This window comes from Rhodococcus sp. BP-160 (assembly GCF_019836205.1).
Classification (GTDB): domain Bacteria; phylum Actinomycetota; class Actinomycetes; order Mycobacteriales; family Mycobacteriaceae; genus Rhodococcoides.
In genome coordinates this window covers 264,846-291,099 of sequence record NZ_JABUEK010000003.1, presented here as the reverse complement: position 1 = coordinate 291,099, position 26,254 = coordinate 264,846, and the positions used below count along the sequence as shown (strand labels likewise).

General features: G+C 69.3%; 28 protein-coding genes and 4 tRNA genes. 22 read left to right on the top strand and 10 right to left on the bottom strand.

The features are described 5' to 3' along the window. Window positions 1-20: 20 nt before the first annotated feature. From menE to HQ306_RS13155, 3 genes are read right to left on the bottom strand one after another with little or no spacing between them, the layout of a single operon-like run. The gene (gene menE, locus HQ306_RS13165; RefSeq protein ID WP_222631873.1) at window positions 21-1,184 is read right to left on the bottom strand and encodes an o-succinylbenzoate--CoA ligase; all 1,164 of its coding nucleotides are present in this window, start codon (window positions 1,182-1,184) and stop codon (window positions 21-23) included. Then, the gene (locus HQ306_RS13160) at window positions 1,177-1,539 is read right to left on the bottom strand and encodes a VOC family protein (RefSeq protein WP_222631871.1); all 363 of its coding nucleotides are present in this window, start codon (window positions 1,537-1,539) and stop codon (window positions 1,177-1,179) included. Before HQ306_RS13160 ends, menE begins: the two co-directional genes overlap by 8 nt. A 13-nt stretch (window positions 1,540-1,552) precedes the next feature. After that, window positions 1,553-2,461, bottom strand: coding sequence for a 1,4-dihydroxy-2-naphthoyl-CoA synthase (locus tag HQ306_RS13155; protein ID WP_373425200.1), 909 nt, complete (start codon window positions 2,459-2,461; stop codon window positions 1,553-1,555). Between the two features lie 51 nt (window positions 2,462-2,512). Between HQ306_RS13155 and HQ306_RS13150 the strand changes: the two genes are divergently transcribed. The 4 genes from HQ306_RS13150 (at window position 2,513) to HQ306_RS13135 (ending at window position 6,898) form a co-directional block, all read left to right on the top strand. Then, a complete protein-coding gene (locus tag HQ306_RS13150) occupies window positions 2,513-3,124 on the top strand; it encodes a PaaI family thioesterase (RefSeq protein ID WP_222631869.1) in 612 nt (203 codons plus the stop codon). Further along, window positions 3,121-4,104 carry an o-succinylbenzoate synthase gene (locus HQ306_RS13145; RefSeq protein WP_222631867.1) on the top strand — a complete coding sequence of 328 codons (984 nt, stop codon included), beginning with the start codon at window positions 3,121-3,123 and terminating at the stop codon, window positions 4,102-4,104. Before HQ306_RS13150 ends, HQ306_RS13145 begins: the two co-directional genes overlap by 4 nt. A gap of 71 nt (window positions 4,105-4,175) precedes the next feature. Next, window positions 4,176-4,619, top strand: a complete 444-nt coding sequence (locus tag HQ306_RS13140; protein WP_037184699.1) for a hypothetical protein — start codon at window positions 4,176-4,178, stop codon at window positions 4,617-4,619. Between the two features lie 74 nt (window positions 4,620-4,693). Further along, a complete protein-coding gene (locus HQ306_RS13135; protein ID WP_261769883.1) occupies window positions 4,694-6,898 on the top strand; it encodes a glycoside hydrolase family 3 C-terminal domain-containing protein in 2,205 nt (734 codons plus the stop codon). On the opposite strand, the gene HQ306_RS13130 is transcribed toward HQ306_RS13135, so the two are convergent. Both HQ306_RS13130 and HQ306_RS13125 read right to left on the bottom strand, forming a co-directional pair. Next, entirely contained in the window at window positions 6,895-7,959 is a 1,065-nt protein-coding gene (locus HQ306_RS13130) for an AbrB family transcriptional regulator (protein WP_222631861.1), read from the bottom strand. The genes HQ306_RS13135 and HQ306_RS13130 overlap by 4 nt on opposite strands. Then, window positions 7,956-8,549, bottom strand: coding sequence for a flavin reductase family protein (locus HQ306_RS13125; RefSeq protein ID WP_027504541.1), 594 nt, complete (start codon window positions 8,547-8,549; stop codon window positions 7,956-7,958). The genes HQ306_RS13130 and HQ306_RS13125 overlap by 4 nt, the downstream gene beginning before the upstream one ends. Window positions 8,550-8,632: 83 nt before the next feature. Between HQ306_RS13125 and menD the strand changes: the two genes are divergently transcribed. Then, window positions 8,633-10,243 carry a 2-succinyl-5-enolpyruvyl-6-hydroxy-3-cyclohexene-1-carboxylic-acid synthase gene (menD, locus tag HQ306_RS13120; RefSeq protein WP_222631857.1) on the top strand — a complete coding sequence of 537 codons (1,611 nt, stop codon included), beginning with the start codon at window positions 8,633-8,635 and terminating at the stop codon, window positions 10,241-10,243. On the opposite strand, the gene HQ306_RS13115 is transcribed toward menD, so the two are convergent. After that, window positions 10,240-10,740 (bottom strand): DUF2505 domain-containing protein, encoded by a 501-nt coding sequence (locus HQ306_RS13115; RefSeq protein WP_222631855.1) that lies wholly within the window; start codon window positions 10,738-10,740, stop codon window positions 10,240-10,242. The two genes, menD and HQ306_RS13115, sit on opposite strands and share 4 nt — an antisense overlap. A gap of 117 nt (window positions 10,741-10,857) precedes the next feature. On the opposite strand from HQ306_RS13115, the gene HQ306_RS13110 reads away from it, so the two are divergent. The 4 genes from HQ306_RS13110 (at window position 10,858) to HQ306_RS13095 (ending at window position 14,320) form a co-directional block, all read left to right on the top strand. After that, window positions 10,858-11,307 (top strand): DUF3592 domain-containing protein, encoded by a 450-nt coding sequence (locus HQ306_RS13110; protein WP_051613160.1) that lies wholly within the window; start codon window positions 10,858-10,860, stop codon window positions 11,305-11,307. Between the two features lie 87 nt (window positions 11,308-11,394). Continuing rightward, window positions 11,395-12,540 carry a glycosyltransferase family 1 protein gene (locus tag HQ306_RS13105; RefSeq protein ID WP_027504545.1) on the top strand — a complete coding sequence of 382 codons (1,146 nt, stop codon included), beginning with the start codon at window positions 11,395-11,397 and terminating at the stop codon, window positions 12,538-12,540. A gap of 30 nt (window positions 12,541-12,570) precedes the next feature. Continuing rightward, a complete protein-coding gene (locus HQ306_RS13100) occupies window positions 12,571-13,275 on the top strand; it encodes a demethylmenaquinone methyltransferase (protein ID WP_308115351.1) in 705 nt (234 codons plus the stop codon). Between the two features lie 61 nt (window positions 13,276-13,336). After that, complete coding sequence (locus tag HQ306_RS13095) at window positions 13,337-14,320, top strand: hypothetical protein (RefSeq protein WP_222631853.1); 984 nt, start codon at window positions 13,337-13,339, stop codon at window positions 14,318-14,320. A 32-nt stretch (window positions 14,321-14,352) separates the two neighbouring features. Here the strand turns inward: HQ306_RS13095 and HQ306_RS13090 are convergent, their stop codons facing one another. Then, window positions 14,353-15,630: a geranylgeranyl reductase family protein gene (locus HQ306_RS13090; RefSeq protein WP_222631851.1), complete on the bottom strand. Its 1,278-nt coding sequence runs from the start codon at window positions 15,628-15,630 to the stop codon at window positions 14,353-14,355. Between the two features lie 82 nt (window positions 15,631-15,712). Between HQ306_RS13090 and HQ306_RS13085 the strand changes: the two genes are divergently transcribed. Beyond that, window positions 15,713-16,747: a polyprenyl synthetase family protein gene (locus HQ306_RS13085; protein ID WP_222631849.1), complete on the top strand. Its 1,035-nt coding sequence runs from the start codon at window positions 15,713-15,715 to the stop codon at window positions 16,745-16,747. 72 nt (window positions 16,748-16,819) lie between these two features. Beyond that, window positions 16,820-17,686, top strand: a complete 867-nt coding sequence (htpX, locus tag HQ306_RS13080) for a zinc metalloprotease HtpX (RefSeq protein ID WP_027504550.1) — start codon at window positions 16,820-16,822, stop codon at window positions 17,684-17,686. A gap of 1 nt (window position 17,687) precedes the next feature. Here htpX and HQ306_RS13075 read toward each other — a convergent pair whose 3' ends face one another. Beyond that, window positions 17,688-18,179 (bottom strand): YajQ family cyclic di-GMP-binding protein, encoded by a 492-nt coding sequence (locus tag HQ306_RS13075; protein ID WP_056441678.1) that lies wholly within the window; start codon window positions 18,177-18,179, stop codon window positions 17,688-17,690. A 144-nt stretch (window positions 18,180-18,323) separates the two neighbouring features. Here HQ306_RS13075 and HQ306_RS13070 point away from each other — a divergent pair. The 11 genes from HQ306_RS13070 (at window position 18,324) to rplA (ending at window position 23,169) form a co-directional block, all read left to right on the top strand. Next, window positions 18,324-18,406: transfer RNA gene (locus tag HQ306_RS13070), tRNA-Tyr, on the top strand. Window positions 18,407-18,577: 171 nt separating this feature from the next. Beyond that, a tRNA-Thr gene (locus tag HQ306_RS13065) sits at window positions 18,578-18,650 on the top strand. Between the two features lie 35 nt (window positions 18,651-18,685). Next, window positions 18,686-18,758, top strand: a tRNA-Met gene (locus tag HQ306_RS13060). A 98-nt stretch (window positions 18,759-18,856) separates the two neighbouring features. Continuing rightward, on the top strand, window positions 18,857-19,024 hold the full coding sequence (gene rpmG / locus HQ306_RS13055; RefSeq protein WP_027504552.1) for a 50S ribosomal protein L33: 168 nt from the start codon (window positions 18,857-18,859) through the stop codon (window positions 19,022-19,024). A gap of 190 nt (window positions 19,025-19,214) precedes the next feature. Beyond that, on the top strand, window positions 19,215-19,769 hold the full coding sequence (hadA, locus tag HQ306_RS13050) for a (3R)-hydroxyacyl-ACP dehydratase subunit HadA (protein ID WP_051613161.1): 555 nt from the start codon (window positions 19,215-19,217) through the stop codon (window positions 19,767-19,769). After that, on the top strand, window positions 19,759-20,187 hold the full coding sequence (gene hadB / locus HQ306_RS13045; RefSeq protein WP_027504553.1) for a (3R)-hydroxyacyl-ACP dehydratase subunit HadB: 429 nt from the start codon (window positions 19,759-19,761) through the stop codon (window positions 20,185-20,187). The genes hadA and hadB overlap by 11 nt, the downstream gene beginning before the upstream one ends. Window positions 20,188-20,319: 132 nt before the next feature. Next, window positions 20,320-20,395, top strand: a tRNA-Trp gene (locus HQ306_RS13040). A gap of 80 nt (window positions 20,396-20,475) precedes the next feature. Next, the gene (secE, locus tag HQ306_RS13035) at window positions 20,476-20,934 is read left to right on the top strand and encodes a preprotein translocase subunit SecE (protein ID WP_222631847.1); all 459 of its coding nucleotides are present in this window, start codon (window positions 20,476-20,478) and stop codon (window positions 20,932-20,934) included. Between the two features lie 70 nt (window positions 20,935-21,004). Beyond that, a complete protein-coding gene (gene nusG / locus HQ306_RS13030; protein WP_056442340.1) occupies window positions 21,005-21,850 on the top strand; it encodes a transcription termination/antitermination protein NusG in 846 nt (281 codons plus the stop codon). A 78-nt stretch (window positions 21,851-21,928) separates the two neighbouring features. Further along, entirely contained in the window at window positions 21,929-22,363 is a 435-nt protein-coding gene (gene rplK / locus HQ306_RS13025) for a 50S ribosomal protein L11 (protein WP_027504556.1), read from the top strand. An 86-nt stretch (window positions 22,364-22,449) separates the two neighbouring features. Continuing rightward, window positions 22,450-23,169, top strand: coding sequence for a 50S ribosomal protein L1 (gene rplA / locus HQ306_RS13020; RefSeq protein ID WP_027504557.1), 720 nt, complete (start codon window positions 22,450-22,452; stop codon window positions 23,167-23,169). Between the two features lie 60 nt (window positions 23,170-23,229). On the opposite strand, the gene HQ306_RS13015 is transcribed toward rplA, so the two are convergent. Both HQ306_RS13015 and HQ306_RS13010 read right to left on the bottom strand, forming a co-directional pair. Next, window positions 23,230-24,075 carry an alpha/beta fold hydrolase gene (locus HQ306_RS13015; protein WP_374197722.1) on the bottom strand — a complete coding sequence of 282 codons (846 nt, stop codon included), beginning with the start codon at window positions 24,073-24,075 and terminating at the stop codon, window positions 23,230-23,232. Between the two features lie 114 nt (window positions 24,076-24,189). Next, window positions 24,190-26,163: a CocE/NonD family hydrolase gene (locus tag HQ306_RS13010; RefSeq protein WP_222631843.1), complete on the bottom strand. Its 1,974-nt coding sequence runs from the start codon at window positions 26,161-26,163 to the stop codon at window positions 24,190-24,192. Between the last annotated feature and the right edge of the window lie 91 nt (window positions 26,164-26,254).

Here is a 26,254-nt window from a genome sequence, read left to right as displayed (position 1 = left end):
TCGGCGTGCGGGGGAAGATGTCATTCGGTCGGACTACACGCGACCAGCGTCGTTCGCGCGGCCGCGCGGTCCACCTTGCCCGGGCCGCGGGCCGGGAGCGCGTCCACGAACAGCACCTGCCGGGGTGCCGCGGCAGGGCCGAGCGCGTCGGCGACGGCCGCCCGGAGAGACTCCGGCGACAGCTCGACACCGGGCCGCAGCACCACCAGTGCGCCCACCCGTTCGCCCAGGCGCGGATCGGGAACACCGACCACGACGCACTCGGCGACCCCGTCGATCCCCGCGACGGCGTCTTCCACCACTCGCGGTACGACGGTGAGTCCGCCCGTGGTGATGGCGTCGTCGGCCCTCCCGAGAATCTGCAGACGGTCGCCCTGCAGGCGTCCGAGATCATCGGTGCGGAACCACCCCGCCTCGGCGAACGCCGGGTGATCAGGCATTCCGCGGTAACCGTTCGCCAGTGTGGGTCCGCCGAGGCGCACCCGGCCGTCCGCCTCGAGGCCGACGGTCACGCCGTCCAGGGGAACGCCGTCGTAGACGCACCCGCCGCAGGTCTCGCTCATCCCGTAGGTGCGGACCACGGTGATCCCCGCAGCGAGTGCGCGGTCGAGCACGGGAGCCGGGGTCGCGGCCCCGCCGAGCAGAACGGCGTCGAGGGACGCGAGCGCCGCGACGGCGTCCGGACGATCGAGCGCCTTCACCATCTGGGTGGGGACGAGGGAGGTGTAGCGCCGGGGCCCGCTCATCGACGCGACCGCGCGGACGAGGTGCGCGGGGTCGAATCCCGTCGACACGTCCACCACCGCGGGTTCGTGGCCGGCGGCGAGGGAGCGCAGCACCACCTGCATCCCGGCGATGTGATGGGCCGGCAGCGCGAGCAACCACTGTCCCGGCCCACCCAGCCGGGCATGGGTGGCGGCGGCGCTGGCCCGGAGTGCGGCCGCCCCGAGCAGGGCCCCCTTCGGGGTTCCCGTCGACCCGGACGTGGCGAGCACCATCGCGGTACCCGGCTCCGCGGGAGTGCCCGGTGACAGCGCGTCGGCGAGGCGTCGACGCTCACGATCGTCGTCGGCGGGGACCGGCAGGACCGGCTCGGCGGTGCCGTCGAGCACGGCGCGCAGTCGCGGCAGCAGACCCAGCACCGCGTCGCCGCCGGGCACCGGGAGGACGGTCAGATCAGCCACGGCGTTGCGGGTGGTCGGGCGGAACCTCGACCACGACGATGCGCGTGCCGTCGGGGTCGGCGATCCACATCTCCGTCAGTCCCCAGGGCTCGGTCTGCGGGGGCCGCACGATCTCGACGCCCGCCGCCTCGAGCTCGGCGCGTGCCGCCTCGACGTCACGCACCTGCAGCAGAATCGTCGCCCCCGCCGTCGGCTCGCCGTGTCCGGCCACCTCGATCAGCGACTGCCCCGCGAAGAACACCACGCCACCGGGATACTCGCGGAAGATGCCGAGCCGCAACCGGTCCCGATAGAAGCTCAGGGTCTCGTCGACGTTTCTCGGCCGCAGGATGATCCGGCTCGCCAGCACCTCCATCGTCGGTCGCCTCTCAGAAGTACCAGGGGTAGGGAGACCAGTCCGGCTCACGCTTCTCGAGGAACGAGTCGCGACCCTCCACGGCCTCGTCGGTCATGTAGGCCAACCGCGTCGCCTCGCCCGCGAACAGCTGCTGCCCCACCAGCCCGTCGTCCTGAAGATTGAACGCGTACTTGAGCATTCGCTGCGCTTGCGGGGACTTGCCGTTGATCGTGCGCCCCCACTCGATGGCGACGGTCTCGAGGTCGGCGTGATCGACCACCTTGTTCACAGCACCCATCCGGTGCATGTCCTCGGCGGTGTAGGTGTCACCGAGGAAGAAGATCTCGCGAGCGAACTTCTGCCCCACCATCTTCGCCAGGTACGCGCTGCCGTATCCGCCGTCGAAGCTGCCCACGTCGGCGTCGGTCTGCTTGAAGCGGGCGTGTTCCCGGCTCGCCAGAGTCAGGTCGCAGACTACGTGCAGGCTGTGTCCGCCGCCCGCGGCCCACCCGTTGACGAGGCAGATCACGACCTTGGGCATCGTGCGGATCAGGCGCTGCACCTCGAGGATGTGCAGGCGTCCCGCGCGCGCCCGGTCCACGGTCTCGGCCGTGTCGCCGCTGGCGTACTGGTAGCCGGACCGCCCCCGGATGCGCTGGTCGCCGCCGGAACAGAAGGCCCACCCGCCGTCCTTCTCGCTGGGCCCGTTGCCCGTGAGGAGGACGGCGCCGACGTCGGAGGTCATCCGGGCGTGGTCGAGCGTGCGGTACAGCTCGTCGACGGTGCCGGGGCGGAAGGCGTTGCGCACCTCGGGGCGATCGAACGCGATGCGCACGGTGCCGTCGGTGACGTGGCGGTGGTACGTGATGTCCACCAGGTCCTCGAAGCCGGGGACCGCGGTCCACTGCTCGGGCTGGAACGGCGAGGTCTGATCGGTCACCCTCGACAGCCTAACGACGGACCGAATCGGACTCCGCGTTACCGTCGTCCGATGACCGACGATTCCCCCCACGGCGGATTCCCGAAGTTCATCAGGGCCACGCCGCCGCCGGACTACGGCCGGTTGATCGAGGCGTTGCGCACCGTCCAGGACCTCGCGGTGTCCACGGACCTGCCGGACGACCAGCTCGCCCTGGCCGCCGACCAGGCGGAGAAACTCGCTGCGACCATGGCGCCGTACGTGGTGCCGGAGGGTCTGTCACCGGCGGGCCGCGCGCTGGAGCTCCCGGGCCGCGGCAGTCTGCTGATGCTGCCGTGGACCATCGAGAAATACGGCGCCGAGGGCGTGCGGTCCACCGGTGTGTTCCGCCGGTTCCATCTCGGCGGCAACGGCGCAGCCCACGGCGGCACGCTGCCGTTGCTGTTCGACGACCTCTTCGGGCTGATCCAGCACGCGTACGGTCGCCCGATCAGCCGCACCGCTTTCCTGCACATCGACTACCGCGCCGTGACCCCGTTGAACGAGCAGCTCGTCGCCGAGGGGCACGTGACGAAGGTCGAGGGCCGCAAGACGTTCATCGAGGCCCGGTTGACCAAGCAGGACGGCACGCTCGTTGCCGAGAGCAACGCCCTCATGGTGCAGTTGCTCCCCGGCCAGCAGTGACGGCGGCACCCGCTCCCGGGCTCGACGAGATCGTCGCGTCGGCCCACGTGCTGTCGCTGCCCATGCGCACCCGGTTCCGCGGCATCACGACGCGGGAGGTACTGGTCTTCTCCGGACCCGCGGGATGGGGCGAGTTCGGCGCCTTTCCCGAGTACGACGACGCCGAGGCGTCGGCGTGGCTGCGTGCCGGCATCGAGATGGCGTGGCAGGGCGCGCCCGATCCGGTGCGGGACCACGTCGAGGTCAACGCCACCGTGCCCGCGGTGCCCGCCGCCGAGGTGCCCGCCGTACTCGCGCGCTATCCCGGCACGCGTACGGCGAAGGTCAAGGTCGCCGAGAAGGGACAGACCCTCGCCGACGACGTCGCACGAGTCGAGGCGGTCCGGGCGCTCGTCCCCACCGTGCGTGTCGACGCCAACGGGGGCTGGACGGTCGACGAGGCCGAGACGGCCTTGCGCGCCCTCACCGAGAACGGTGATCTCGAGTACGCGGAGCAGCCCTGCGCGACGGTCGAGGAACTCGCCGAGGTGCGCAGACGCGTGCGCGGAGTGTCGATCGCCGCCGACGAGAGCATCCGGCGAGCCGAGGACCCGCTGCACGTGGTGCGGGCCGGGGCCGCCGACGTGGCCGTCGTCAAGGTGCCGCCGCTGGGCGGGGTGCGGGCGGTGCTGCGGCTCGCCGAGGAATTGGCGCAGTACGGCGTCCCCGTGGTCGTGTCGAGCGCCCTCGACTCGGCGATCGGCATGTCGGCGGGACTCGCTGCGGCGGCGGCCCTGCCGTCGAGTGCCGCGTGCGGCCTGGGCACCGGCGCACTGTTCGTCACCGACGTGGCCGAGCCGCGAGCACTCGTCGACGGTCGTCTGCGGGTCGACACCGTCGTCCCCGATGCGGATCGACTCCGTGAGCTCGCCGCCCCGGACGATCGGCGGACGTGGTGGCTGGAGCGTCTCGCCCGGTGCCATCCCCTCGCTCTGTTGTAGGGTCGCGCCGACCAGAAACCTTCTCCGAGAACGGCGTTTGCGCCCGACTCCAAACGACAGGATTGTTTCCCGTGGCATCACTGCAGACCACCCTCCTCGACGAGAACACCGCACCGGCCGTGCGCGCGGACGTCCGCGCGCTGATCGACGCCGAGGTCTCGGACAAGAAGGGCGCCTCCGGCCTGGCGGTCAAGGGCGGATACGGCGCCGTGAAGAAGGTGAGCCCCAGCGTCGTCGACGATGCGGTCGCCAAGCTGTGGCCGAGCTTCGTCGAGAAGCTCGACCCGTTCTGGCAGCGGTACCAGGCCGCGCCGACCGGCACGTTCGGTGAGTTCCTCGCCGCGAACGGTGACGAGGCGTCCGACGCGCTGCTGTCCGTCACCGACGCGCGCATCGACGAGACCAGCAAGTCGACCATCAAGAAGGCGTACTCCTCGCTCCGCCCCTCGGCGAAGAAGAACGTCACCGAGGCTCTCCCGCGCGTCGGCGCCCTGGTGCAGAAGTACGCAGCCTGACCCCCCGTGCGCCTTTCGCGTATCCCCGGATGCGCGAAAGGCGCACGGAGGGCCGGATCGTCGATGATGGAGCCATGACTCCACGCAACGATCTCGCAGCCCTCACCAGTGGACGCAACTTCTGGAGCACCGAGCAGCAGGACGGGCTCCCGGCGATCACGCTGACCGACGGCCCGCACGGCGTGCGGATGCAGGCGAGCGACAGCGACATGTTCTCCGGACGACCCGCGACGTGCTTCCCGCCGGCCACCGCCACCGCGAGTACCTGGGATCCCGACCTGCTGCGGCGGATGGGAGAGGCGCTGGCCACCGAGGCCCGGTCGATGGACGTGTCCGTCCTGCTGGGCCCCGGCATCAACATCAAGCGCAGCCCGCTCGGTGGCCGCAACTTCGAGTACTTCTCGGAGGACCCGTTGCTCACGGGCACGCTCGCCGCCGCCTACGTGCAGGGCGTGCAGAGCCGGGGCGTCGGCACCTCGCTCAAGCACTTCGCGGTCAACAGCCAGGAGACCGACCGCATGCGCGTGAGCGCCGAGGTGGACGAACGCACCCTGCGCGAGATCTACCTCCGGGCGTTCCAGCGTGTGGTGGAGCAGGCGCAGCCGTGGACCGTCATGTGCTCCTACAACCGCATCAACGGCGTCCACGCCTCGCGGAACCGGTGGCTCCTGACGGACGTGCTGCGCGGCGAGTGGGGTTTCGAGGGCGCCGTCGTGTCCGACTGGGGCGCCGTCGTGGACCGGGTCGATTCGATCGCCGCGGGCCTCGACCTGACGATGCCCGGACCCGACGCTGCCGGTGACCAGCGGGTCGCCGAGGCGGCGGAGTCCGGTGCGCTCGATCCCGGCGCTCTCGAGACGGCGGCGGCGCGCGTACGCGCACTGGTCGAGCGCGCGCAGGACGCGAGCGGTTCCGTGGACGTCGATCACGATGCCCACCATGCGCTGGCCCGAGAGATCGCGAGCCGGGCGATCGTCCTGCTGAAGAACGACGGTCTGCTGCCGCTCGAGCCGGGTTCCGGGTCGATCGCCGTGCTCGGCGAGATCGCCCGCACCCCGCGCTACCAGGGCGGCGGTAGTTCGCAGATCACCCCGACCCGGTTGGACGACGCGCTGTCGGCGATCACCGCTGCCGCGCAGGGCGAGGTGGCGTTCGCGCCCGGGTACGACGCCGACCACGCGTCGACCGAGGAGACCGACGCCGACGACGGACTGCTGAACGAGGCCGTCGAGCTCGCTCGCACGCACGACATCGCCCTCGTCTTCGTCGGCAACGACCCCGAGACCGAAGGCATGGACCGCACCACGCTGACGCTGCCGGAAGGCCATCTGGCCCTGGTCGAACGAGTGCGCGCGGTGAACGAGAACACCGTGGTGGTGCTGTCGAACGGCGGCGTGGTCCTGACGTCTCCGTGGGACACCGACGTCCCCGCGATCCTCGAGACGTGGCTGCTGGGACAGGCCGCCGGCGGAGCGATCGCCGACGTGCTGTTCGGCGTCGTGAACCCGTCGGGACGGCTCGCCGAGACCGTTCCGCTCCGGCTCGAGGACCACCCGTCCTACCTGGACTTCCCCGGTGAGCACGGGGTCGTCCGCTACGGCGAGGGCATCCACGTGGGCTACCGCGGCTTCGATGCGCGCGGGACCGACGTGTCGTACCCCTTCGGGTGGGGCCTGTCGTACACGACGTTCGAGTACGGCGACGTGACCGCGACGGTGGGGGAGCACGGCATCGACGTCACGGTGCCGGTGACCAACACCGGGGACCGGGACGGCCGGGAGGTCGTGCAGATCTACGTGTCCGCGCCCGACGAGGACGCGCACCGTGTTCCGCGTGAGCTCGCGGCGTTCGAGTCGGTCGAGATCGCCGCGGGTGCGACCGAGACCGTGACTCTCACCGTCCGGCGTGCCGACCTGGCGTACTGGGACACCCGGGTGTCGTCCTGGATCGTGGCGCCGGGCGAGTACGTCGTGGCCGCGGCGGCATCGTCGCGCGATCTCCGGAGCGTCGCGATCGTCTCCGTGACGGGCGACGACGTCCGCCTGCCGTTGACGGCCGAGTCGACCGTCACCGAGTGGCTGGACGATCCGCGCGGCGGTGACCTGCTGCGGACGGCCATCGACGACGGCGACGGACCGTCGGTGGCACAGGCGATGATGGGCAACCCGGAGACGGCAGTCTTCCTGTCGAGCGTCCCGCTCGCCCGCATGGTGGCCTTCGGCGACGGAACCCTGACACCCGATGTCGTCGCGCGGCTCGTGCAGGACGCGAACGGCTAGCCGCGCCCGCGTGCCCGGGTGAACAGCGGGACCACCAGCAGCATCATGAACACCCGGAGCACCTGGGCCGCCACGACGAAGGTCACGTTCACGCTGCTCGCCGCCGCCAGCGCGAGCACCGCGTAGATACCGCCCGGCGTCGTGGCGAGGTAGGCCTCGTACGGGGTGATGCCGGTGGTGCCCACCAGGATCAGGCCGAGCAGCGCGCAGCCCACCGCGATGGCGATGATCAGCAGTACCGCCCACGGGATGATGCGGCCGATGGACTTCAGGCTGTCGAGGGTGAACTGCAGGCCGGCCTGCCACCCGATGACGATGTAGACGAGCTGGAGCAGCAGAAACGGCACGCCGGCGTCGCCCGTCCACCCCAGCAGGTCCGCGGCACCGGAGATCAGCAACGGTCCGAGCAGGGCGGGCGCGGGCAGGCGGATCAGTCGGCCCAGCGGGATGCCCACCAGCAGGCACACCGCGATGAAGAGCGCGTCCGTCCAGAGCGGGGCGGAGGCGGTGTCGAGTGATCCGCCCTGTCCGGTGTCCGCCGAGAAGACCACCGTGGCGACGAACGGTAGCGACGCGGTGACCAGCAGCACCCGGACGTACTGCACCACGGCGACCACCCGCTCGTCGCCGCCCAGATCACGGGCGATCGCGACCATGCCGGACGCACCCCCGGCCACGAGTGCGAGGGCGCCGGTGGTGGCGTCGAGGTCACGATGCAGTCCGAGGAGAGCGCCGGCCGCGATGGACAGCACCAGGGTGCCGAGCGAGACGACCACCACCCAGATCCAATCGGACCCCAGCGAGGACATCGTGTCCCGATCGAGCAGGGTGCCTATCTCGACGCCGAGCACGGCCTGCGCGCCCATCGACGCGGTGCGCGGAACCTTCCCCGGGCCCCATCCGCACAACGCGAACACCGTCGCCACGGCGAGCGCGACGAACAGAGCGGCCGACGGAACGCCGACCCGCTCCGCCAGGACGGCGACGACGACGGTCGCCAGAGCGAGCGAGGCCCAGCGCACCGTGCGCGAGCGGTCGAACGGGACCCGATCCGGACTCAAGGCCTGTCGGGGCGCTGGATTCGTCGCACGGCCGGGGGCATGCCCCACTCGTCGCGGCCGAGCCGGCTCAGCGGTGCGAGGGCGCCGAAGTCGGGCAACCCGTCCTCCGCGAGGAACTCCGGACGCACCGTGATCATCGTGACCGCGCCCATGACGACGAACGAGTTGCCCACCTCGACCACCTGATGGAGCGTCGCCTCGATCGAGAGCGGGGACGCGACGACGCGCGGCGGGCGGACGGTCTCACTGGGCTCGCTCTCGAGGTCGACCGCGGTGTACTCGCTCACCGAGGCGTCGTAGTTCGCGGACGTCTGATTGATCTGCTCGAACAACGACTCGGTGGCGAGGTTGACGACGAACTCGCCCGTCTCCTCGATGTTGCGCAGGCTGTCCTTGCGGCCGACCGACGTGAACTGCACCACGGCGGGTGCGCTGGAGGAGACGGAGAAGAAGCTGTACGGCGCCAGGTTCGGTACGCCGTCCGCGGAGACCGTCGACACCCACGCGATGGGTCTGGGCACCACTGACGTGGTGAGAAGCTTGTAGTAGTCGCCGGCGTCCATGGTCTGCGGATCGAAGTGTGTGCGCACCGGTTCATCGTGCCAGGGCCACGCGCGCCCTGGAGGCCGGCCGATCATTCAGGCAGGTCCGGCATCTGTGACACTCTGAAATGGTGAATCCGTCCACCTCTCAAGCCGCCGTCGTCGTCGACGAGATGATCCGCGGCGGCGTCCAGGACGTCGTGCTGTGCCCCGGATCGCGTAACGCGCCGCTCGCGTTCGCGCTCGAGGCCGCCGACCGCGCCGGTCGCGTCCGCCTGCACATGCGCATCGACGAACGCACCGCCGGCTTCCTCGCCATCGGACTCGCCGTGTCCGGCCGCCGACCCGTCCCTGTCGTGATGACGTCCGGAACCGCCGTCGCCAATCTCGGACCCGCCGTGCTCGAGGCCAACTACGCCCGCATTCCGCTGGTCGTGCTCAGCGCCAACCGCCCCTACGAGATGCTCGGCACCGGCGCCAACCAGACGGTCGAGCAACTCGGCCTGTTCGCGGGTCAGGTGCGCGCGACCATCAGCCTCGGTCTCGCCGAGGAGTCCGACCAGGTCAACAGCCAGTGGCGGTCGGCAGTGTGCCGCGTCCTGGCTGCCGCACGCGGTACGCGCTCGGGCAACGCCGGCCCGGTCCACTTCGACATGCCGCTGCGCGAGCCCCTCACGCCCGACCTGGCCGACTCCCGCCCCGCCCCGGAGGGACGTCCCGACGGCTCCCCGTGGACCACCACGCAGTACGCGACGCTCGACGTTCCGGTGGACCTGGACCTCTCGGTGGACACCGTCGTCATCTCCGGACACGGCGCCGCCTATCGGCCGGAACTCGCCGGGCTGCCGACGGTCGCCGAGCCGACCGCGCCCCTGCACGGCCACCCGCTCAACCCGCTCGCGCTCGGTGCGCTGTCGCCGCGCCAGGCCATCATCACCGGGCGTCCCACGCTGCATCGTCAGGTCTCGAAGGTGCTGGCCGATCCGGCCGTCTCCGTCATCGCACTCACCACCGGACCCCGCTGGCCCGACGTCTCGGGCAACGTCGTGGCGACCGGAACGCGCGCGCTGGTCACCGGGACACCGTCACCCGAGTGGCTGCGTCGCTGTGCCGACGCCTCGGAGTCGGCCGATGCCGCGGTCCGCGGGCAGCTCGACTCGCTCTCGATTCCAACGGGTCTGCACGTCGCCGCCGCCGTGTCGTCGGCACGTCGGCCGGGTGACCTGCTCGTGCTCGGCGCCTCCAACCCGGTGCGCGACATGGCGCTGGTCGGCTACCCGGCGGAGGACGTCCGGGTGCTGTCCAATCGCGGTGTGGCGGGCATCGACGGCACCGTCTCCACCGCGGTGGGCGCTGCGCTGGCACACGACGGCCGCACCATCGCGTTGATGGGGGACCTGACGTTCCTGCACGACGCGTCCGGACTGCTCATCGGCACCGGGGAGCCCCGACCGCGGGACCTCACCATCGTCGTCGCGAACGACGACGGTGGCGGCATCTTCGAACTGCTCGAGCAGGGTGATCCCCAGTACGCGGGCGTCTTCGAGCGCGTGTTCGGCACTCCGCACGGCATGGACCTCGCGGCGCTGTGTGCCGCGTACCGGATCCCGCACCGGCGGGTCGATCCCGACGAGCTCGCGAAGCTGCTCACGGGTCACGCCGAGGGCACCCGGGTGCTCGAGGTGACCACCGATCGGTCCGGTCTACGCGATCTGCACGCCTCGATCCGCGCTGCCCTCTAGGCCCTGTCGGCGAGGTACTCCCGTGCCTGCTTGCTCTCGGAGTGCACCATCTTGCCGATCATCTCGGTGACCATGCCCTCGATCTTGCCGCCGACGAACGGGACCTTCACCTCGGCCGTCCCCCTCAGGGTCAGGCGCGATCCGGCGCCGTGAGGCACCAGTTCGAACGTTCCGCGCACCTTCGAGGTCAAGCCCGTCGATCCGCCTTCGAGCGTGCCGTTCGCACGGTCGCCTTCGAGCGGTCCCCAGCTGTCCTTGCGCGTGATCACCAGGTCGCCGCGAATCACCTTCCGGACGAACCCCGGCAGCACGGACGCGCCGACCCCCTCGGAGATCACCACGTCGAAGCCGCCGTCGGGCCGGTGCGAGTACTCCACGCTGGCCCGGTCGGAGACCTCCTTGGTTCGCTTGTCCCACAACGCTTCGTCCGTCAAGGCGGAGTGCGCCTGCGCCGGTGTCACGTCGAAGTCCTCGGTGTAACTGAATTTCCGCCCCATGGCAGGAGACGTTACTCGGCGTACCGCTGCCGACGTCCTGCGTGGTGCGGTCGCTAGCCTGTTCTGGTGAACCCCGTCGTCCCGAGTCCGGCCGGTGCCGAGATGTCCGGTGGCGACATGCCTGCTGTCGAGAACTCCGAGGCGGACGAGGCCCCCGTGCGGCGCCGCTCGCGCGTTCCCACCGTTCTCCTGGTGATCGCCACCGTCGTCTCGGTGCTCGCGGTCCTGTTGGTCCTCGCGGCGTGGCGCAACGACCACACCATCTCCTCGGACGAGGGCGTCGCCACGGCCGAGGTGCTGTCGGCCGGACGTCTGCGCTCGGCGGTGAGCTTCGTGACTCCCGACGGCGAGATGCACAATCCCAAGCTCGGAGTGCTGTACCCGACCAACCTCGTCGCCGGTCAGCGCATCGACGTCGAGTACTCCCGCAGCGATCCCGACCTGGTGCGGGTCGCCGGCCGCGACGCCTCGGTGGCCGTCGTGCCCGCGCTCTCCGTCATCGTCGTCACGTGGCTGATCGCCGGCCCGTCGATCCTCTACCTGCGGCGCCGCGACGCGCGCGTCTGACCCGGTACCGGAGGGTTCGCCCGGGGTTCGCCCGCTGGTCACGTCGCCCTCGCATCGCGGTCGTCGCGGCGCGGAACAGTCCACGGTGTGCGCATAGCCGTGGTCGCCGAATCGTTCCTGCCTCACGTCAACGGTGTCACCAACTCGATTCTCCGTGTGCTCGAGCATGCGGAGTCCGCAGGTCACGACGCCATGATCGTCGCGCCGGACACGCCGGCCGGGGTGCCCGCGGCACCGACCTCACACGGCTCGTTCCCGGTTCTGCGAGTGCCGTCGGTGATGGTCCCCAAGGTGAGTTCGCTGCCCGTCGGCGTGCCGAGCCCCGGTATGACCGCCGCGCTGCGCTCGTTCGCGCCCGACGTGGTGCACCTGGCATCGCCGTTCTCGCTCGGTGCCGGTGGCCTCGCGGCCGCGCGGAGGCTGGACGTCCCGGCCGTCGCCGTCTATCAGACCGATGTCGCCGGGTTCGCCGAGAGTTACGGTCTCGGGTTGACCTCGCGTGCCTGCTGGGCGTGGACCCGCCGGATCCACAAGGGCAGTGCCCGCACCCTCGCACCGTCGACGTCGGCGATGGACGCACTCGCCGCGCACGGCATCCCCCGCGTGCATCGCTGGGGTCGGGGAGTGGACACCGTGCGCTTCGCGCCGTCGTCGCGGAACGCGGAGCGTCGTGCGCAGTGGGACGCGGGCGACGCGCTGGTGGTGGGCTTCGTCGGCCGGTTGGCACCGGAGAAGCACGTGGAACGCCTCGCGGTGCTCGAGCGGACACCGGGCGTGCGTGTGGTGATCGTCGGTGACGGTCCGGAGCGCGCGCGGCTCGAGGCGCTCATGCCGTCCGCGGTGTTCACCGGTCAGCTGGGCGGGCAGGCTCTGTCGGAGGCCTACGCGTCCTTCGACGTGTTCGCGCACCCCGGTGAGCACGAGACGTTCTGCCAGACCGTCCAGGAGGCGCTCGCGAGCGGTGTCCCCGTGATCGGACCCGACGCCGGCGGTCCCCGCGATCTGGTGAGCCACTGCCGCAACGGGTACCTGCTGCCCGTGGATCGGTACGAGGAGTTGCTGCCGAGCGCCGTGCAGGCCCTCGCCGACCCCACCACGCGTGCGAGGTTCGCCACGTCCGCGCGCAAGTCCGTCCTGCATCGCACCTGGCCCGCGCTGTGCAGCCAGTTGATCGGCCACTACGAGGCCGTCATCGGCACCTCGGACGTCGGACGGCGGACGACGGCGGCCTAGGTGAGTGCGCGGCCCACGTACTGTTCAGGTGTGGCAGCACACGGCTCCAGAGCGCAACTGGACAAGCAACCGCACGACGTCGCGTCCATGTTCGACGGAGTCGCGAAGCGGTACGACCTGACCAACACCGTCCTGTCCTTCGGGCAGGACCGCGGCTGGCGGCGCGCGACGCGCGACGCGCTCGCGCTGGAGCCCGGGGAAGCGGTGCTCGATCTCGCGGCCGGGACCGGAGTGTCCACGGAGGAACTCGGCCGGTCCGGCGCCTGGTGCGTCGCCACCGACTTCTCCAAGGGCATGCTCCGCGCGGGCCTCTCGCGCGGCGTCCCGATGATCGCGGGCGACGCGATGCACCTGCCGTACGGCGACGACGTGTTCGACGCCGCCACCATCTCGTTCGGTCTCCGCAATGTGGCCGATCACAACGCCGGCCTCGGCGAGATCCTGCGGGTGGTCCGGCCCGGCGGACGGTTGGTGGTGTGCGAGTTCTCCACACCGGTCTTCCCGGCGTTCCGCACCGTCTACATGGAGTACCTGATGAAGGCGCTCCCGGCCGTGGCCCGCACCGTCAGCAGCAATCCCGACGCCTACGTCTACCTGGCGGAATCCATTCGCGCCTGGCCGGACCAGGCGGAGCTCGCGCGGCGCATGCAGTCCGCTGGATGGGGCCGCGTGCAGTGGCGCAATCTCACGGGCGGCATCGTCACCTTGCACAGCGCCGTGAAACCGGTGTACTGAAAGATACGGAGAACGCACCTATCGGTGTTCGTACCGTGTCCGGATACGGCATGATCTGCGCATGCCCGTACCGGATTGGCTGCCCTATGCCACCCTCGCTGCCTCGGCCGTCGCCGCCGGCGGGGCCGGTTGGGCCGTCAGCACCACGCGCATGCACCTCACCAGGGAGACGCGCCGCGCGCGCGAGCTGCGCACCATCCGAGCCGAGCTGACCCACGATTCCGGTCGCCAGGCCGTCGAGACGTCGCTGGTACGCGACCAGGTCACCGAGCGCTACCAGGAATTGTCGGTCGCGCTGACCACCTTCCAGCGGGTCTGGATCGACGCCGTACGTCGCCGGACCGCCCCCGACGCGACCGCACTGCCGCCGGGTGCCGACGACCTGCAGGCCGACGTCGACGCCGCCTATCAGGAACTGCTGCGCATCTCGACGATCACCGTCGTCGTGGCCCGCCAGCGCGTCGCGCCGCTGCTCGAGATGCTCATGTCGCTCGATCTCCGGGTGCTGGTGCCCTACTCCACGACGGGCGCGATGCCGGGTCCGGCCGTCGAGCGGCTGAACCGTGAGCACGGGTTCCTGATCGAGATCCAGCGTCTGCTGCGCGACGCCATGCGCGCCGACCTCGGTCTGCTCGACGCCAACGACCTGGGCCTGTTGATCATGGACACCAAGCGCGTCGTCGACACCCTCTCGCCGGACCGCCGGTCGATCGGCTTCGGCGCCACCGAGCGCCGCATGGTGGAGTACCTGGCCGAGTTCGGGGTGCGGGTACTGGCGGGCGGCAACGAGCGCGACTACACGATGGAAGCGGACCGTTTCGCGTTCTACCAGGCCAAGGACCCGGCGCTCGCCGGCGCGGTCGAGGCCATCCTGGCGCTGTACGGAGCCGAACTGTCCCTCGCCGTCCACGCCGGACTCGACGAGCAGGCACGGCTCCCCGTGCTGCAACGCGTCGTGGCGTCTCTCGAGTGCGGCTTCCGCGATCGCGACGGGATACTTCTGCCGGACGGCACCACCGTGTACGCCTTCCGGCCGGGACGCTGACCGGGCCCGGCTCCTGAGGCAGCCGGGCACCCTCAGGAGAACGGTGGCCGGTCGTCCACCTTCAGCGACGTCGATCCTGCAGCCCGCCAGGCGCGCGCGACCACGTCGCGATCCTCGTCGGTGATGAGATTGCCCATCACCCGCACGGCGACGGTCATGATCGCGCGCGACCGCATGCCGATCGGCCCCGTGGCGGGCAGGAACCGCGGCACCGTCAGCAGTCCCGCGAGACGACGAGCGACCGAGAAGCTCTGCCCGTAGTGCTCGCGGAGCACCGCCGGCCACACCTGCGTCAGATCTGCGCCGTCCAGGTGTTCGGCGATCAGTCGACCACCCTCGAGTCCGTAGTCGATGCCCTCACCGTTGAGCGGATTCACGCAGGCCGCCGCATCGCCGACGAGCGCCCAGTTGGGGCCCGCCACGTCCGAGACCGCGCCGCCCATCGGCAGCAGGGCGGACTGCACGCGCCGCACGCCGCCGCTCAGGCCCCACTCGGACTCCCGTTGTGACGCATAGAGATTCAGGAGAGGTCGCAGCGCGCCGGCAGCCGGGCGCTTCGAGGTGGCGAGCGTCCCCACCCCCACGTTCACCTCGCCGATGCCCTCGTCGTTCACGCCCAGCGGGAACACCCACCCGTAGCCGGCCTGCAGGGTGCCCTCCCCGTCGCGGAGCTCGAGGTGCGAGGTGATCCACTCGTCCTCACTGCGGTCACTCGTGACGTACGCCCGTGCCGCGACCCCGAAGGCGGTGTCGCGGTGCCACGTACGGCCGAGGATCTTGCCGAGCGGCGAGCGCACCCCGTCGGCCACGATCAGCGTGCGGCAGGCCACGGCGACAGGGCCGTCGGCGGTGTCGAACATCACCTCGGTGACCCGCCCGCTCACCAGCACCGCATCGACGGCCTTGGCGTTCTCCATCATCACCGCGCCGTCGTCGACGGCCACCCGGCGGATCCGGTCGTCCAACTCGGTACGCGGTACCGCGGAACCGATGTCGGGCAGTGAGCCACCCGGCCACGGCAGCGTGAGTTCCTGACCGAATCCGGTGAGGCGTAGGCCACGATTGATCGCCCGCGAGCGCACCCAGTCACCGAGTCCCAGCTCGTCGAGCTCGGCCACGGCACGCGGCGTGAGTCCGTCACCGCAGGTCTTGTCGCGCGGGAACGTGGCGGCGTCCGCGAGAATCGTGTCGTGACCAGCTCGTACGGACCAGGCCGCGGCGGCGCTGCCCGCGGGTCCCGCTCCGACGACGAGAACGTCGGTCACGCGTCGAGTTCCCGGTGTCACACCCTGTGCGCGTCCATCCGTCATCGTTCCATCTTGCAGGCACGATAGGTTGGAGGCAGACGCGGCGCCGAGGCCCGGAGCCGCGCGAGGTGTTCGACGACGAGAAATGGGTGCGAGCGCGGTGACCGAGACGAGTGCGAGTGGGGCCACCGTGGTGGCGGGCGTGGATCTCGGGAACGCGGAGTTCGCGGAGATCGTGCGCGCGGCGATGGCCGAGGTCGAGAGCCTGCTCGTGACCGAGCTGTCCGACGGTGAGGACTTCCTCACCGAGGCGGCGCTGCACCTCGCCAAGGCCGGCGGCAAGCGGTTCCGCCCGCTGTTCACCATTCTCACCGGTCAGCTCGGCCCCAAGGCGTCCAGCCCGGACATCGTCACCGCGGCCACCGTGCTCGAGATGGTGCACCTCGCGACGCTGTATCACGACGACGTCATGGACGAGGCCGCCATGCGCCGCGGCGTGGAGTCCGCCAATGCGCGCTGGGGCAACAGCGTCGCCATCCTCGCGGGCGACTACCTCTTCGCACACGCGTCGCGCCTGGTCTCGACGCTGGGCCCCTCCGCCGTCCGTACGATCGCCGAGACGTTCGCCGCGCTGGTCACGGGCCAGATGCGCGAGACGATCGGCAGCAAGCCCGATCAGGATCCGGTCGATCACTACCTCACCACGGTGTGGGAGAAGACGGGTTCGCTGATCGCGACGAGCGGTCGCTTCGGCGGCACGTTCTCCGGGGGCGACGACGAGCACATCGAGCGGCTCGAGCGTCTCGGCGACGCGGTGGGCACCGCGTTCCAGATCTCCGACGACATCATCGACATCTCGTCCGCCGCGTCGGACTCCGGCAAGACGCCGGGCACCGACCTGCGCGAGGGCGTCCACACGCTGCCCGTGCTGTTCGCGCTGCGCGACGAGGGTACGGACGGCGACCGGCTCCGCCACCTGCTGCGCGGTCCCATCACCGACGACGCGGACGTGGCCGAGGCGTTGACTCTGCTGGGTCGTTCGCCGGGCATGGCCAAAGCGCGCGAGACGCTCGACACCTACGCCCAGCGGGCGCGCACCGAGCTGGACGCTCTGCCGCAGGGCCCGGCCAACGACGCGCTGCGCAAGCTGGTCGAGTACACCGTCGCCCGCATCAGCTGACGGGAACTACCCGCGTCACCTCGGTCGTTGTTCGTGCAGGAAGCACTGCGGCGAGAGGATCGGCGACACACGATGAAGTTCGCGAACGGCATGAAGACGTTCGGCCTGATGGTCGGGATGTCGGCTCTCATCGTCTTCATCGGCGCTCTGTTCCAGAACTCGACCATCCTGGTGGTCGCGGTCGTCCTGGCCGTCGGCATGAACGGGTACGCCTACTTCAACAGCGACAAACTGGCGCTGAAGTCGATGCACGCCCAGCCGATCACCGAGGTCGAGTACCCGCGCATCTTTGCGATCGTCCGCGAGCTGGCCACCGCGGCGCACCAGCCCATGCCGCGGCTCTACATCAGCCCCACCAACGCCCCCAACGCGTTCGCCACGGGACGCAACCCGCGCAACGCCGCGGTGTGTTGCACAAGCGGCATCCTGGCGCTGCTGAACGAGCGTGAGCTGCGCGCGGTCCTCGGCCACGAGCTCTCGCACGTCTACAACCGCGACATCCTCATCTCGTCCGTGGCGGGCGCCATGGCGGCCGTGGTGTCCGGACTCGCGAACTTCGCGTTCTTCGCGAACGTCTTCGGCGGGCGCGGGAACGGGCAGGGCGCCAACCCGCTGGCCCTGCTGCTGGTGTCGATGCTCGGACCGATCGCGGCGTCCCTGGTGAAGCTGGCCGTGTCGCGCTCGCGGGAGTACCAGGCGGACCAGTCGGGTGCCGAGCTCACCGGCGACCCCCTGGCGCTGGCCTCCGCGCTCCGCAAGCTGCAGAGCGGCACCCAGGCCGCCCCGCTGCCCCCCGAGCCGCGCCTCACGGCCCAGTCGCACCTGATGATCGCCAACCCGTTCCGGGCGGGTGACCGGGCGAGCAAGCTGTTCTCCACGCACCCGCCGATGGAAGAGCGCATCGCCCGCCTCGAGCGCATGGCGGGGCCCTACCGCTGAGTCAGCGGTAGTTGACGAACTGCAGGGCGATGCCGAAGTCCTCGCCCTTGAGCAGCTGCTGAACGGCCTGGAGGTCGTCACGCTTCTTGCTGCTCACCCGCAGTTCCTCGCCCTGGATCTGCGCTTTGACGCCCTTGGGGCCCTCGTCGCGGATCTTCTTCGAGATCTTCTTGGCGTTCTCGGTGGTGATGCCCTGCACCAGCGTGCCGGTGATCTTGTAGGTCTTGCCCGACTGCACGGGATCGCCGGCGTCGAAGGCCTTGAGCGAGATGTCGCGTCGGATGAGCTTCTCCTTGAAGACGTCCAGGGCGGCCTTCGCGCGTTCCTCGGCCTCGGCGGTGATGACGATGGCCTCGTCTCCGGACCACTCGATGCTCGCGCCGGTGCCGCGGAAGTCGAAGCGGGTCGACAGCTCCTTGCCGGCCTGGTTCAGAGCGTTGTCGACCTCCTGGCGGTCCACCTTGCTCACGACGTCGAACGACGAATCAGCCACTGACAACACTCCTTCGTGCGTGATCGGTACGGTGCCGACGGTAGCGTGTCCAGCCGGTTTGCCATCGAGGGGTGCGGTCGTTGTATTCTGCGTATCGCACCTGGAGCGGTCACTCGACGAGTGTCCGGCGCCATGGAGCATCCCGGCAGATTGCCCGAGCGGCCAATGGGAGCGGACTGTAAATCCGTCGGCTTATGCCTACGTAGGTTCGAATCCTACATCTGCCACACCCGACGAGACCCCGGCGAGAATCCTCGCCGGGGTTTCGTCGTCGGGGTGGGGGCAGGCGGCACGCGAAACGCCGCGTGCAACTCGTTCACCAGGCAATTTGGCGAGCGGTCTGACCCCTGTGTAATGTCTTCGAAGGCTTCGACGTGCACCTCGTGTGCGTCGATCCTGCCCCCTTAGCTCAGTCGGTAGAGCGTTTCCATGGTAAGGAAAAGGTCAACGGTTCGATTCCGTTAGGGGGCTCGCGGGACCGAGCGCCGGCCGGCGTCCGGCACCGAGGCGGTGTAGCTCAGTCGGTAGAGCAAACGACTCATAATCGTTGTGTCGCCGGTTCAAGTCCGGCCATCGCTACTCGACAGAGGACTCCGCCGCTGCTGCGCGCAGTGGGGTCCGGTATTCATGACCGACGCAGCACCCGTATCGCGCTCTACCCGAAAGCAGGCATCGACGTGGCCTCCTCCACTGACGTTCGGCCCAAGATCACCTTGGCGTGCGAGGTGTGCAAGCACCGCAACTACATCACCAAGAAGAATCGCCGCAACGATCCCGATCGCCTCGAGATCAAGAAGTTCTGCCCGAACTGCGGAACTCATCGCGCGCACCGCGAATCTCGCTGATCATTCGCACAGCAGCGCTGCCCCGGCACAGTCGCCGTGGCAGCGCTGACGTGTGTCCAGGTGCCGGTGACCCAGTCGGCTCGGCGCCGTCCGTCTCGAACTCGCCCGACGGAGCCGTCCGGACTGTCTCTCGTCCCACGCTCGGGTGTCCCGTGGTGAGTTCCACATCATTCTCGGGGGAGTCGACGACGTGACAGTCACCGCAACCGCAACCGACCGGGGCGACACGCCTGCCGTCGACCCGGCGGTGCACACCGCCAGCATGGTCGGGCACCACTACCGCATGCCCGACTTCTACGAGATCGGGCGCGAGAAGGTGCGCGAGTACTCACGGGCCGTGCAGAACGATCATCCCGCGCACTCCTCGGAGGACGCCGCGGCCGAGCTCGGGTACGAGCATCTCGTCGCACCGGCCACCTTCATCTCGGTCGTCGGCATCATCGCGCAGAAGGCCATGTTCGACGAGGTCATCACCGGGTACGACCTGTCGCAGATCATGCAGGCGGATCAGCGTCTCGAGTTCCACCGTCCGATCGTGGCGGGGGACCGCCTGACCGTCGACGTGAGCCTGGAGTCCTTCCGCCAGATGGGTGGAAGCGACATCATCATCACGAAGAACATGGTCACGGACGAGGCCGGCGAGGACGTCATGACGTCCTGGACGACACTCGTGGCGAAGACCGGCGGCGGTTCCGATCAGGACGCGCTGGAGATGGCGAAAGGTGTCATGAAACATGACTCGTAAGCAGTTCGACCAGGTCACCGTCGGCGACGACCTTCCCGAGCGCACCTACGAGCTCACCCGCGGTGACCTCGTGAACTACTCGGGCGTCTCCGGCGACCCGAACCCGATCCACTGGAGTGATCCGGTCGCGCGCACGCTCGCCGGACTCTCGGACGTCGTCGCTCACGGCATGCTCACCATGGGACTCGGCGCCGGTTTCGTCACCGACTGGTCGGGTGATCCGGGCGCCATCACCGAGTACAACGTGCGCTTCACCAGCCCCGTGCTGGTCAAGGAGACCGAGCCGGCCAAGGTCGACTTCACGGGTCGCATCAAGTCGGTCGACGCGGACACCCGCAAGGCCGTCGTCGCCATCACCGCGAAGTACGAGGGCAAGAAGATCTTCGGTCGCGCCGTCGCGACCGTCCAGCTCGCGTGATCCGGCTCTCCGATCGCCGACTCGAGTCAGCGATTTCGGGGGCGTCCGTGAGTGCAGTACACTGAGATCTCCGGGGTCGTACAGCGCTGTGCGCTGTCCGTCGCCGGTACGACCGGATCTCGATCCGGCCGAAGGGGCGTAGCTCAATTGGTAGAGCAACGGTCTCCAAAACCGTAGGTTGCAGGTTCAAGTCCTGTCGCCCCTGCCACGTTCGCAAGCGGTGCTTCGGACAGTGGTCATGCAGAGCATTCGAGTGCAGACACCCTGCCGACGACCGAGAGGAACGACGTGAGCGATCAGCGCGGCGCGCGCGACAGCAGCTCCGACGGTTCCGAGGATCTCGGTGCGGACGATGCTGTCGTCGCCGACGATGCTGCTGCCGCCCACGATGCCGCCGGGTCGAGCCGGCCCTCCGGCAAGCGCGCAGCCCGCCGGACCCGGTCCGCTGACGATGGTCCGTCGCTGATCAAGGACGGTGCCAGGACCACCGCGGGCAAGTCCGTCGCCACCGCCTCTCGTGTCGAGGGCCGCACCCGCGCCGAAGCGACGCCGAAGATGAACATCTTCAAGCGGCTCCGCAAGTTTCTGCGCGAGGTCGTCGCCGAGCTGCGCAAGGTCATCTGGCCCAACCGCAAGCAGATGGTCACCTACACCGCTGTGGTGTTGGTGTTCGTGACGTTCATGGTGGCCTACATCAGTGGGCTGGACCTGGCGTTCATCAGGGGAGTGCAGTGGCTGTTCGGCTGACGCCGGACACACAGGTCCGCACGACCACCCCGAGTACGACCGGAACGATTACAGGAAGCGAGTGCCTTTCGTGAGCACGCCCCATAACGACGCCACCGAAGTGGCCGCCTACGACGCTCAGGTCGAGGCGACCAAGCAGGGCCTCGAAGCGGAGCAGGCCGCACAGGACCGCGAGACCGACGAGGCCATCGCGGCCGACGTCGCTGCCGCCACCGGTGACACCGACGAGTCGGAGACCGTCGACGCCGATGCGGACGCCGTCGTCGCCGACGACGCTCCCATCGACGCGGAGCCGGTCGACCCCGTCGCCGAGATGAAGGCTGCGCTGCGGCGCGCCCCCGGCGACTGGTACGTCATCCACTCGTACGCCGGATACGAGAACAAGGTGAAGACCAACCTCGAGACCCGCGTCCAGAACCTCGACGTCGGTGACTACATCTTCCAGGTGGAAGTTCCCACCGAGGAGGTCACCGAGATCAAGAACGGCCAGCGCAAGCAGGTCAACCGCAAGGTGCTGCCGGGCTACATCCTGGTGCGCATGGAACTGAACGACGAGTCCTGGGGTGCTGTCCGCAACACTCCCGGTGTCACCGGCTTCGTCGGCGCCACGTCGCGCCCGTCCCCGTTGACCATCAACGAGGTCGTCAAGTTCCTCATGCCGCAGGAGGACAAGAAGAAGGCCACCGCGGGCGCCACCACCGGTGCCGAGGGTGCGGGCGAGACGTCGTCGAAGCCGACCATCGAGGTCGACTTCGAGGTCGGCGAGTCCGTCACCGTCATGGACGGCCCCTTCGCCACGCTTCCCGCCAGCATCAGCGAGGTCAACGCCGAGCAGCAGAAGCTCAAGGTGCTGGTGTCCATCTTCGGCCGCGAGACTCCGGTCGAGCTGGGCTTCACCCAGGTCGCGAAGATCTAGGGCGCTCAGAACCCCCCCACAACTTGCAGGCAGTACCGCAAGACATCCGAGAACCACGCAACAACCTAGGAATCACAGATGCCCCCCAAGAAGAAGAAGCTAGCCGGGATCATCAAGCTTCAGATCCAGGCCGGTCAGGCCAACCCGGCACCGCCCGTGGGCCCCGCCCTCGGTCAGCACGGCGTCAACATCATGGAGTTCTGCAAGGCGTACAACGCCGCGACCGAGTCGCAGCGTGGCAACGTCGTGCCGGTGGAGATCTCGGTCTACGAGGACCGGACCTTCGACTTCAAGCTGAAGACCCCGCCTGCCGCCAAGCTGCTGCTCAAGGCAGCCGGCGTCGCCAAGGGTTCGGGCGAGCCGCACAAGACCAAGGTCGCCACGGTGACCATGGACCAGGTGCGCGAGATCGCCAAGACCAAGGCCGAGGATCTGAACGCCAACGACATCGACCAGGCCGCGAAGATCATCGCCGGCACTGCTCGCTCGATGGGTATCACGGTCGAAGGCTGAGCCACCGGCTCACCAGCTCCACAGCATCACGTGGGAGAGCCGGCCAGGCTCGTCAACCACGCTCCGAACAACGAACGGACATCATCATGGCAAAGCGCAGCAAGGCCTACGAGGCCGCAGCAGCGAAGATCGATCAGGACCAGCTCTACTCGCCGCTCTCGGCGGCGAAGCTGGCCAAGGACACCGCGTCGAGCAAGTTCGATCCGACCGTCGAGGTCGCGATGCGCCTCGGCGTCGATCCCCGCAAGGCGGACCAGATGGTGCGCGGCACCGTCAACCTGCCCCACGGCACCGGTAAGACCGCCCGCGTCATCGTCTTCGCCGCAGGCGCGAAGGCCGACGAGGCCGTCGCCGCCGGTGCGGACGAGGTCGGCGCAGAGGACCTGATCGAGCGGATCCAGGGCGGATGGCTGGAGTTCGACGCAGCGATCGCCACCCCTGACCAGATGGCCAAGGTCGGCCGCATCGCCCGCGTTCTCGGACCGCGTGGCCTGATGCCGAACCCGAAGACGGGCACGGTCACCAACGACGTGACCAAGGCCGTCGGCGACATCAAGGGCGGCAAGATCAACTTCCGCGTCGACAAGCAGGCCAACCTGCACTTCGTCATCGGCAAGGCGTCGTTCGACGACGCCAAGCTGGTGGAGAACTACGGCGCAGCCCTGGACGAGATCCTGCGTGCGAAGCCGTCGTCGGCCAAGGGCCGTTACGTCAAGAAGATCACGGTCTCGACCACCACCGGACCGGGCATCCCGGTGGACCCGAACCGTACTCGGAACCTCCTCGAGGACGACGCGACCGCCTGAGTCACTCGCAGCACCGAAGAAGGCCGGCACCCCGTGAGGGTGCCGGCCTTCGTCGCGTTCTCAGGCCTTGGCGACGTTCGTGAGAATCGTGTCGACCACGCGGTCCACCAGGGCGTTCGGGATGTCGTGCGCCATGCCGTCGACGAGCACCAGCTCGGATCCGACCACGTGGCGCGCGATGGCCTTCCCGCCGGCGGGACGCACGAGGGGATCCGCCGTGCCGTGGATGACGACCGTCGGCGCCGTGATCCGCTTCGTGTACTTCGCGAGGCTCCCGGTTCCGGTGATCGCCGCGAGCTGACGGACGATGCCGGCCGGGTAGTAGCCGCGGTCGTACGCCTCGGTCGCGTCGGCGACACGTTCGTCCCGCGTGGTGGGGAACTGCTTGCTGCCGATCGTTTGGAACGTCGTCGCCTGGTGTTCGATGATCTGCTCGCGCGTCGCGTTCTTGGGCGGCGGCTTGAGCAGCGGCGCGAGCGCGCGGACGTCCGGCGGCGGCAGGAACGCCTCGTTGGTGCTGGAGAAGAGGATGGAGACCGAGCGGATGCGCTCCGGGTGCGACCCCGCGACCACCTGCGTGATCATGCCGCCCATCGAGGCGCCGACGATGTGGGCCGACTCGATGCCCAGGTGGTCGAGCAGGCCGACGGTGTCCTCGGCCATGTCCACCACCGTGTACGGAACCGAGCTCGACTGCCCGAGTTCGTGGCGGACCAGTCGCAGCAGGATGTTCCCCGTGACGCGCTGCCCGTCGAGCTTGCCCGAGAGTCCGATGTCTCGGTTGTCGAAGCGGATCACGCGATAGCCGGCGTCGATCAGCTTGCGGCAGAACGGCATCGACCACGTGAGCAGCTGGCAGCCCAGTCCCATGACGAGCAGGATCGGCGGGTTCTCGATGTCGCCCATGTCCTCGTAGGCGATGTCGACCGCGCCGACCGAGACGGTGCCGGTACGGACCTCGACCTCGACCTCGGTCTCGGAACGGCCGGTCTCGGGTGTGCCTGTCATACGTGGATCTCCTTACCAGCCGGGCTCACCGAGCAGCGGCAACGTGATGAAACTGGGGTCCGTCGGGTCGAGGTCGACGTCCTGCGCTCGCCATCGGGTGCGGAGGCGATCGGGCAGGATCGGCACGAATCGAGGCGCGTCGGCCGCGAAGATGTCGAGTCGCAGGCGGTGTCCGGGGTGCAGGACCGCCTCGGTCGAGAGTAGTTCGATGTCGAGGACGATCGGTTCGCCGGGGACCACGGGGAGCAGTGACTCGCGCGTGAGCGGGTGGTGGGCCACCAGGTAGTCACCCGACTCGGTGCGGATGCTCTCCTTGTCGTCGATCGCGCGGCGCGACGCCAGCAGCGCACCGTTGGTGAGCACGGTGGGAGTGCCGTCTGGAGCGACGTCGCACAGCATCACGGCCCACATCGACTCGCGGGCGCGCGCGACGGTGCGGACGTGGACGTTGGCGGGGCCCGAGTAGACGACGGTGGTCATGACGGGAGGCGTCGTGAACGTGAGCGCGTCACCCTCCGCGAAGCGGTTGTCGTAGGTGAAGCCGCCGCCGAGAACGGCCGGAACACCGGCCAGCACCTGCGTGGTGTCGCGGGAGACGACGGTGCGGAACCCGGGCTTCACCGTCAGACGGGCCGTGTCGGTCGGCGCCTCGAAGTGCAGGGACCCGTCGTGCCGACTGTGCGACGCGGTACCGGACGAGTCGGCGCTCAGGTAGAGGCGCCGAGCCACGGCGGCGGGCGCGGGGAATCGGCCGTGCGCTTCCCACCCGCCGCCCTGCTGACGCAGCGTGACCGGTCCGTAGCGGTCGATGCCGTTGTCGATGCCGCGCAGCCACTTGTCGAACCAGGCGCGTTCGAGCACGTCGAGTCGCGGCGGGAACCCGGGTTCACCGAAGCCGATCCCGGGGTTGCCGTGGTACCCGTCGCCCACCAGAAGTTGCTTGCGCCCGCGTTCGACGGTGAGTCGGTTGTACATGTCGGGTGCCGCGCCACCGAAGATGTCGTGCCAGCAGCCGTAGAGGAACGTGGGGACCGCGATGTCCTCGATGGTGGGATCGATGGTGTCGAAGGACGGGTCGTCGTAGATGCGCGGGTCCGAACCGGTGAGGAACCCGTTCACCAGATTGCTGATGTTCGTGGCGGGGGACCGTATGCGATCCGCGAGCCAGCCGACTCCGCCGCGTCGCAGGATCTGTACTGCCGGAACCCATTTGAGGGTGTTCACGGCGGTGAGCCACAGGGGGATGAAGAGCGACGGTGCGCCGCCGGTGGCGAAGATCTCGCGGACGATGTCCTCGGATCCCTCGACGGCGAACACGGCGTCCGGTCCCGCGCTGCCCGCGGCGGCGGCCTGCAGGGAGTTGATGGCGGAGTAGGAGATGCCGGCCATGCCGACGCGCCCGTCGCACCACGGCGACGCCCGGATCCACTCGAGGATCTCCAGGGTGTCGAGTTGTTCACGCGGGCCGAGGGTGTCCCACACGCCGGACGAGGAACCGGTGCCGCGCGCGTCGATGATGACCTGCACGTAGCCGCTACGGACGAGATGGCGGTTCACGGTGAGCAGATCCGCCGCACCGCCCGCGACGACGCGGGTGATCTCGGAGATGCCGTCGAACGGGGTTCCCGAGAGGTCGACAGAGCGGGACACGCGACGTAGCGCCGGCCCGAGCACGGGTGCGGCTAGGAGTGCGTCGATCGAGTCGAGCAGGACCGAGTTGTACGGGGTGATGTTGAGGACGACGGGGAAGCGGGAGGAGACGGATCGTCCACTCGCGTCGGCGGGGGACACGACGATGGCGCGGAGAACGGCTCCGTCCGTCATCGGGACGGCGGCGCCGCGGTCGATGTGCACACGGGGGAACTCGGGAGCGGACTCCACGAGTTCTGCCCATGCTCGGCCGTCGGCGCCGCCGGTGGGATCACGGTGGAAGGGCGAGACGACATGCTCGGGTTGCACCAGTGCATGGGCCGATGTCGTCGTCATGAACGTCGAGTCAACCTCATTGCTGTGACACGCGGTACACAACACGCCATTCCCGGCCCTTCGACAACGACGAGGGCACGTCGTCGTTCGA

Bases quoted from the DNA above. Each gene is read 5' to 3' on its own strand.
- HQ306_RS13160 (WP_222631871.1), bottom strand. From the start codon at position 1,539: ATGGAGGTGCTGGCGAGCCGGATCATCCTGCGGCCGAGAAACGTCGAC.
- HQ306_RS13150 (WP_222631869.1), top strand. From the start codon at position 2,513: ATGACCGACGATTCCCCCCACGGCGGATTCCCGAAGTTCATCAGGGCC.
- HQ306_RS13135 (WP_261769883.1), top strand. From the start codon at position 4,694: ATGACTCCACGCAACGATCTCGCAGCCCTCACCAGTGGACGCAACTTC.
- HQ306_RS13115 (WP_222631855.1), bottom strand. From the start codon at position 10,740: ATGGGGCGGAAATTCAGTTACACCGAGGACTTCGACGTGACACCGGCG.
- HQ306_RS13110 (WP_051613160.1), top strand. From the start codon at position 10,858: ATGCCTGCTGTCGAGAACTCCGAGGCGGACGAGGCCCCCGTGCGGCGC.
- HQ306_RS13095 (WP_222631853.1), top strand. From the start codon at position 13,337: ATGCCCGTACCGGATTGGCTGCCCTATGCCACCCTCGCTGCCTCGGCC.
- HQ306_RS13090 (WP_222631851.1), bottom strand. From the start codon at position 15,630: ATGACGGATGGACGCGCACAGGGTGTGACACCGGGAACTCGACGCGTG.
- HQ306_RS13085 (WP_222631849.1), top strand. From the start codon at position 15,713: ATGGGTGCGAGCGCGGTGACCGAGACGAGTGCGAGTGGGGCCACCGTG.
- htpX (WP_027504550.1), top strand. From the start codon at position 16,820: ATGAAGTTCGCGAACGGCATGAAGACGTTCGGCCTGATGGTCGGGATG.
- hadB (WP_027504553.1), top strand. From the start codon at position 19,759: ATGACTCGTAAGCAGTTCGACCAGGTCACCGTCGGCGACGACCTTCCC.
- rplK (WP_027504556.1), top strand. From the start codon at position 21,929: ATGCCCCCCAAGAAGAAGAAGCTAGCCGGGATCATCAAGCTTCAGATC.
- rplA (WP_027504557.1), top strand. From the start codon at position 22,450: ATGGCAAAGCGCAGCAAGGCCTACGAGGCCGCAGCAGCGAAGATCGAT.
- HQ306_RS13015 (WP_374197722.1), bottom strand. From the start codon at position 24,075: ATGGGCGACATCGAGAACCCGCCGATCCTGCTCGTCATGGGACTGGGC.
- HQ306_RS13010 (WP_222631843.1), bottom strand. From the start codon at position 26,163: ATGACGACGACATCGGCCCATGCACTGGTGCAACCCGAGCATGTCGTC.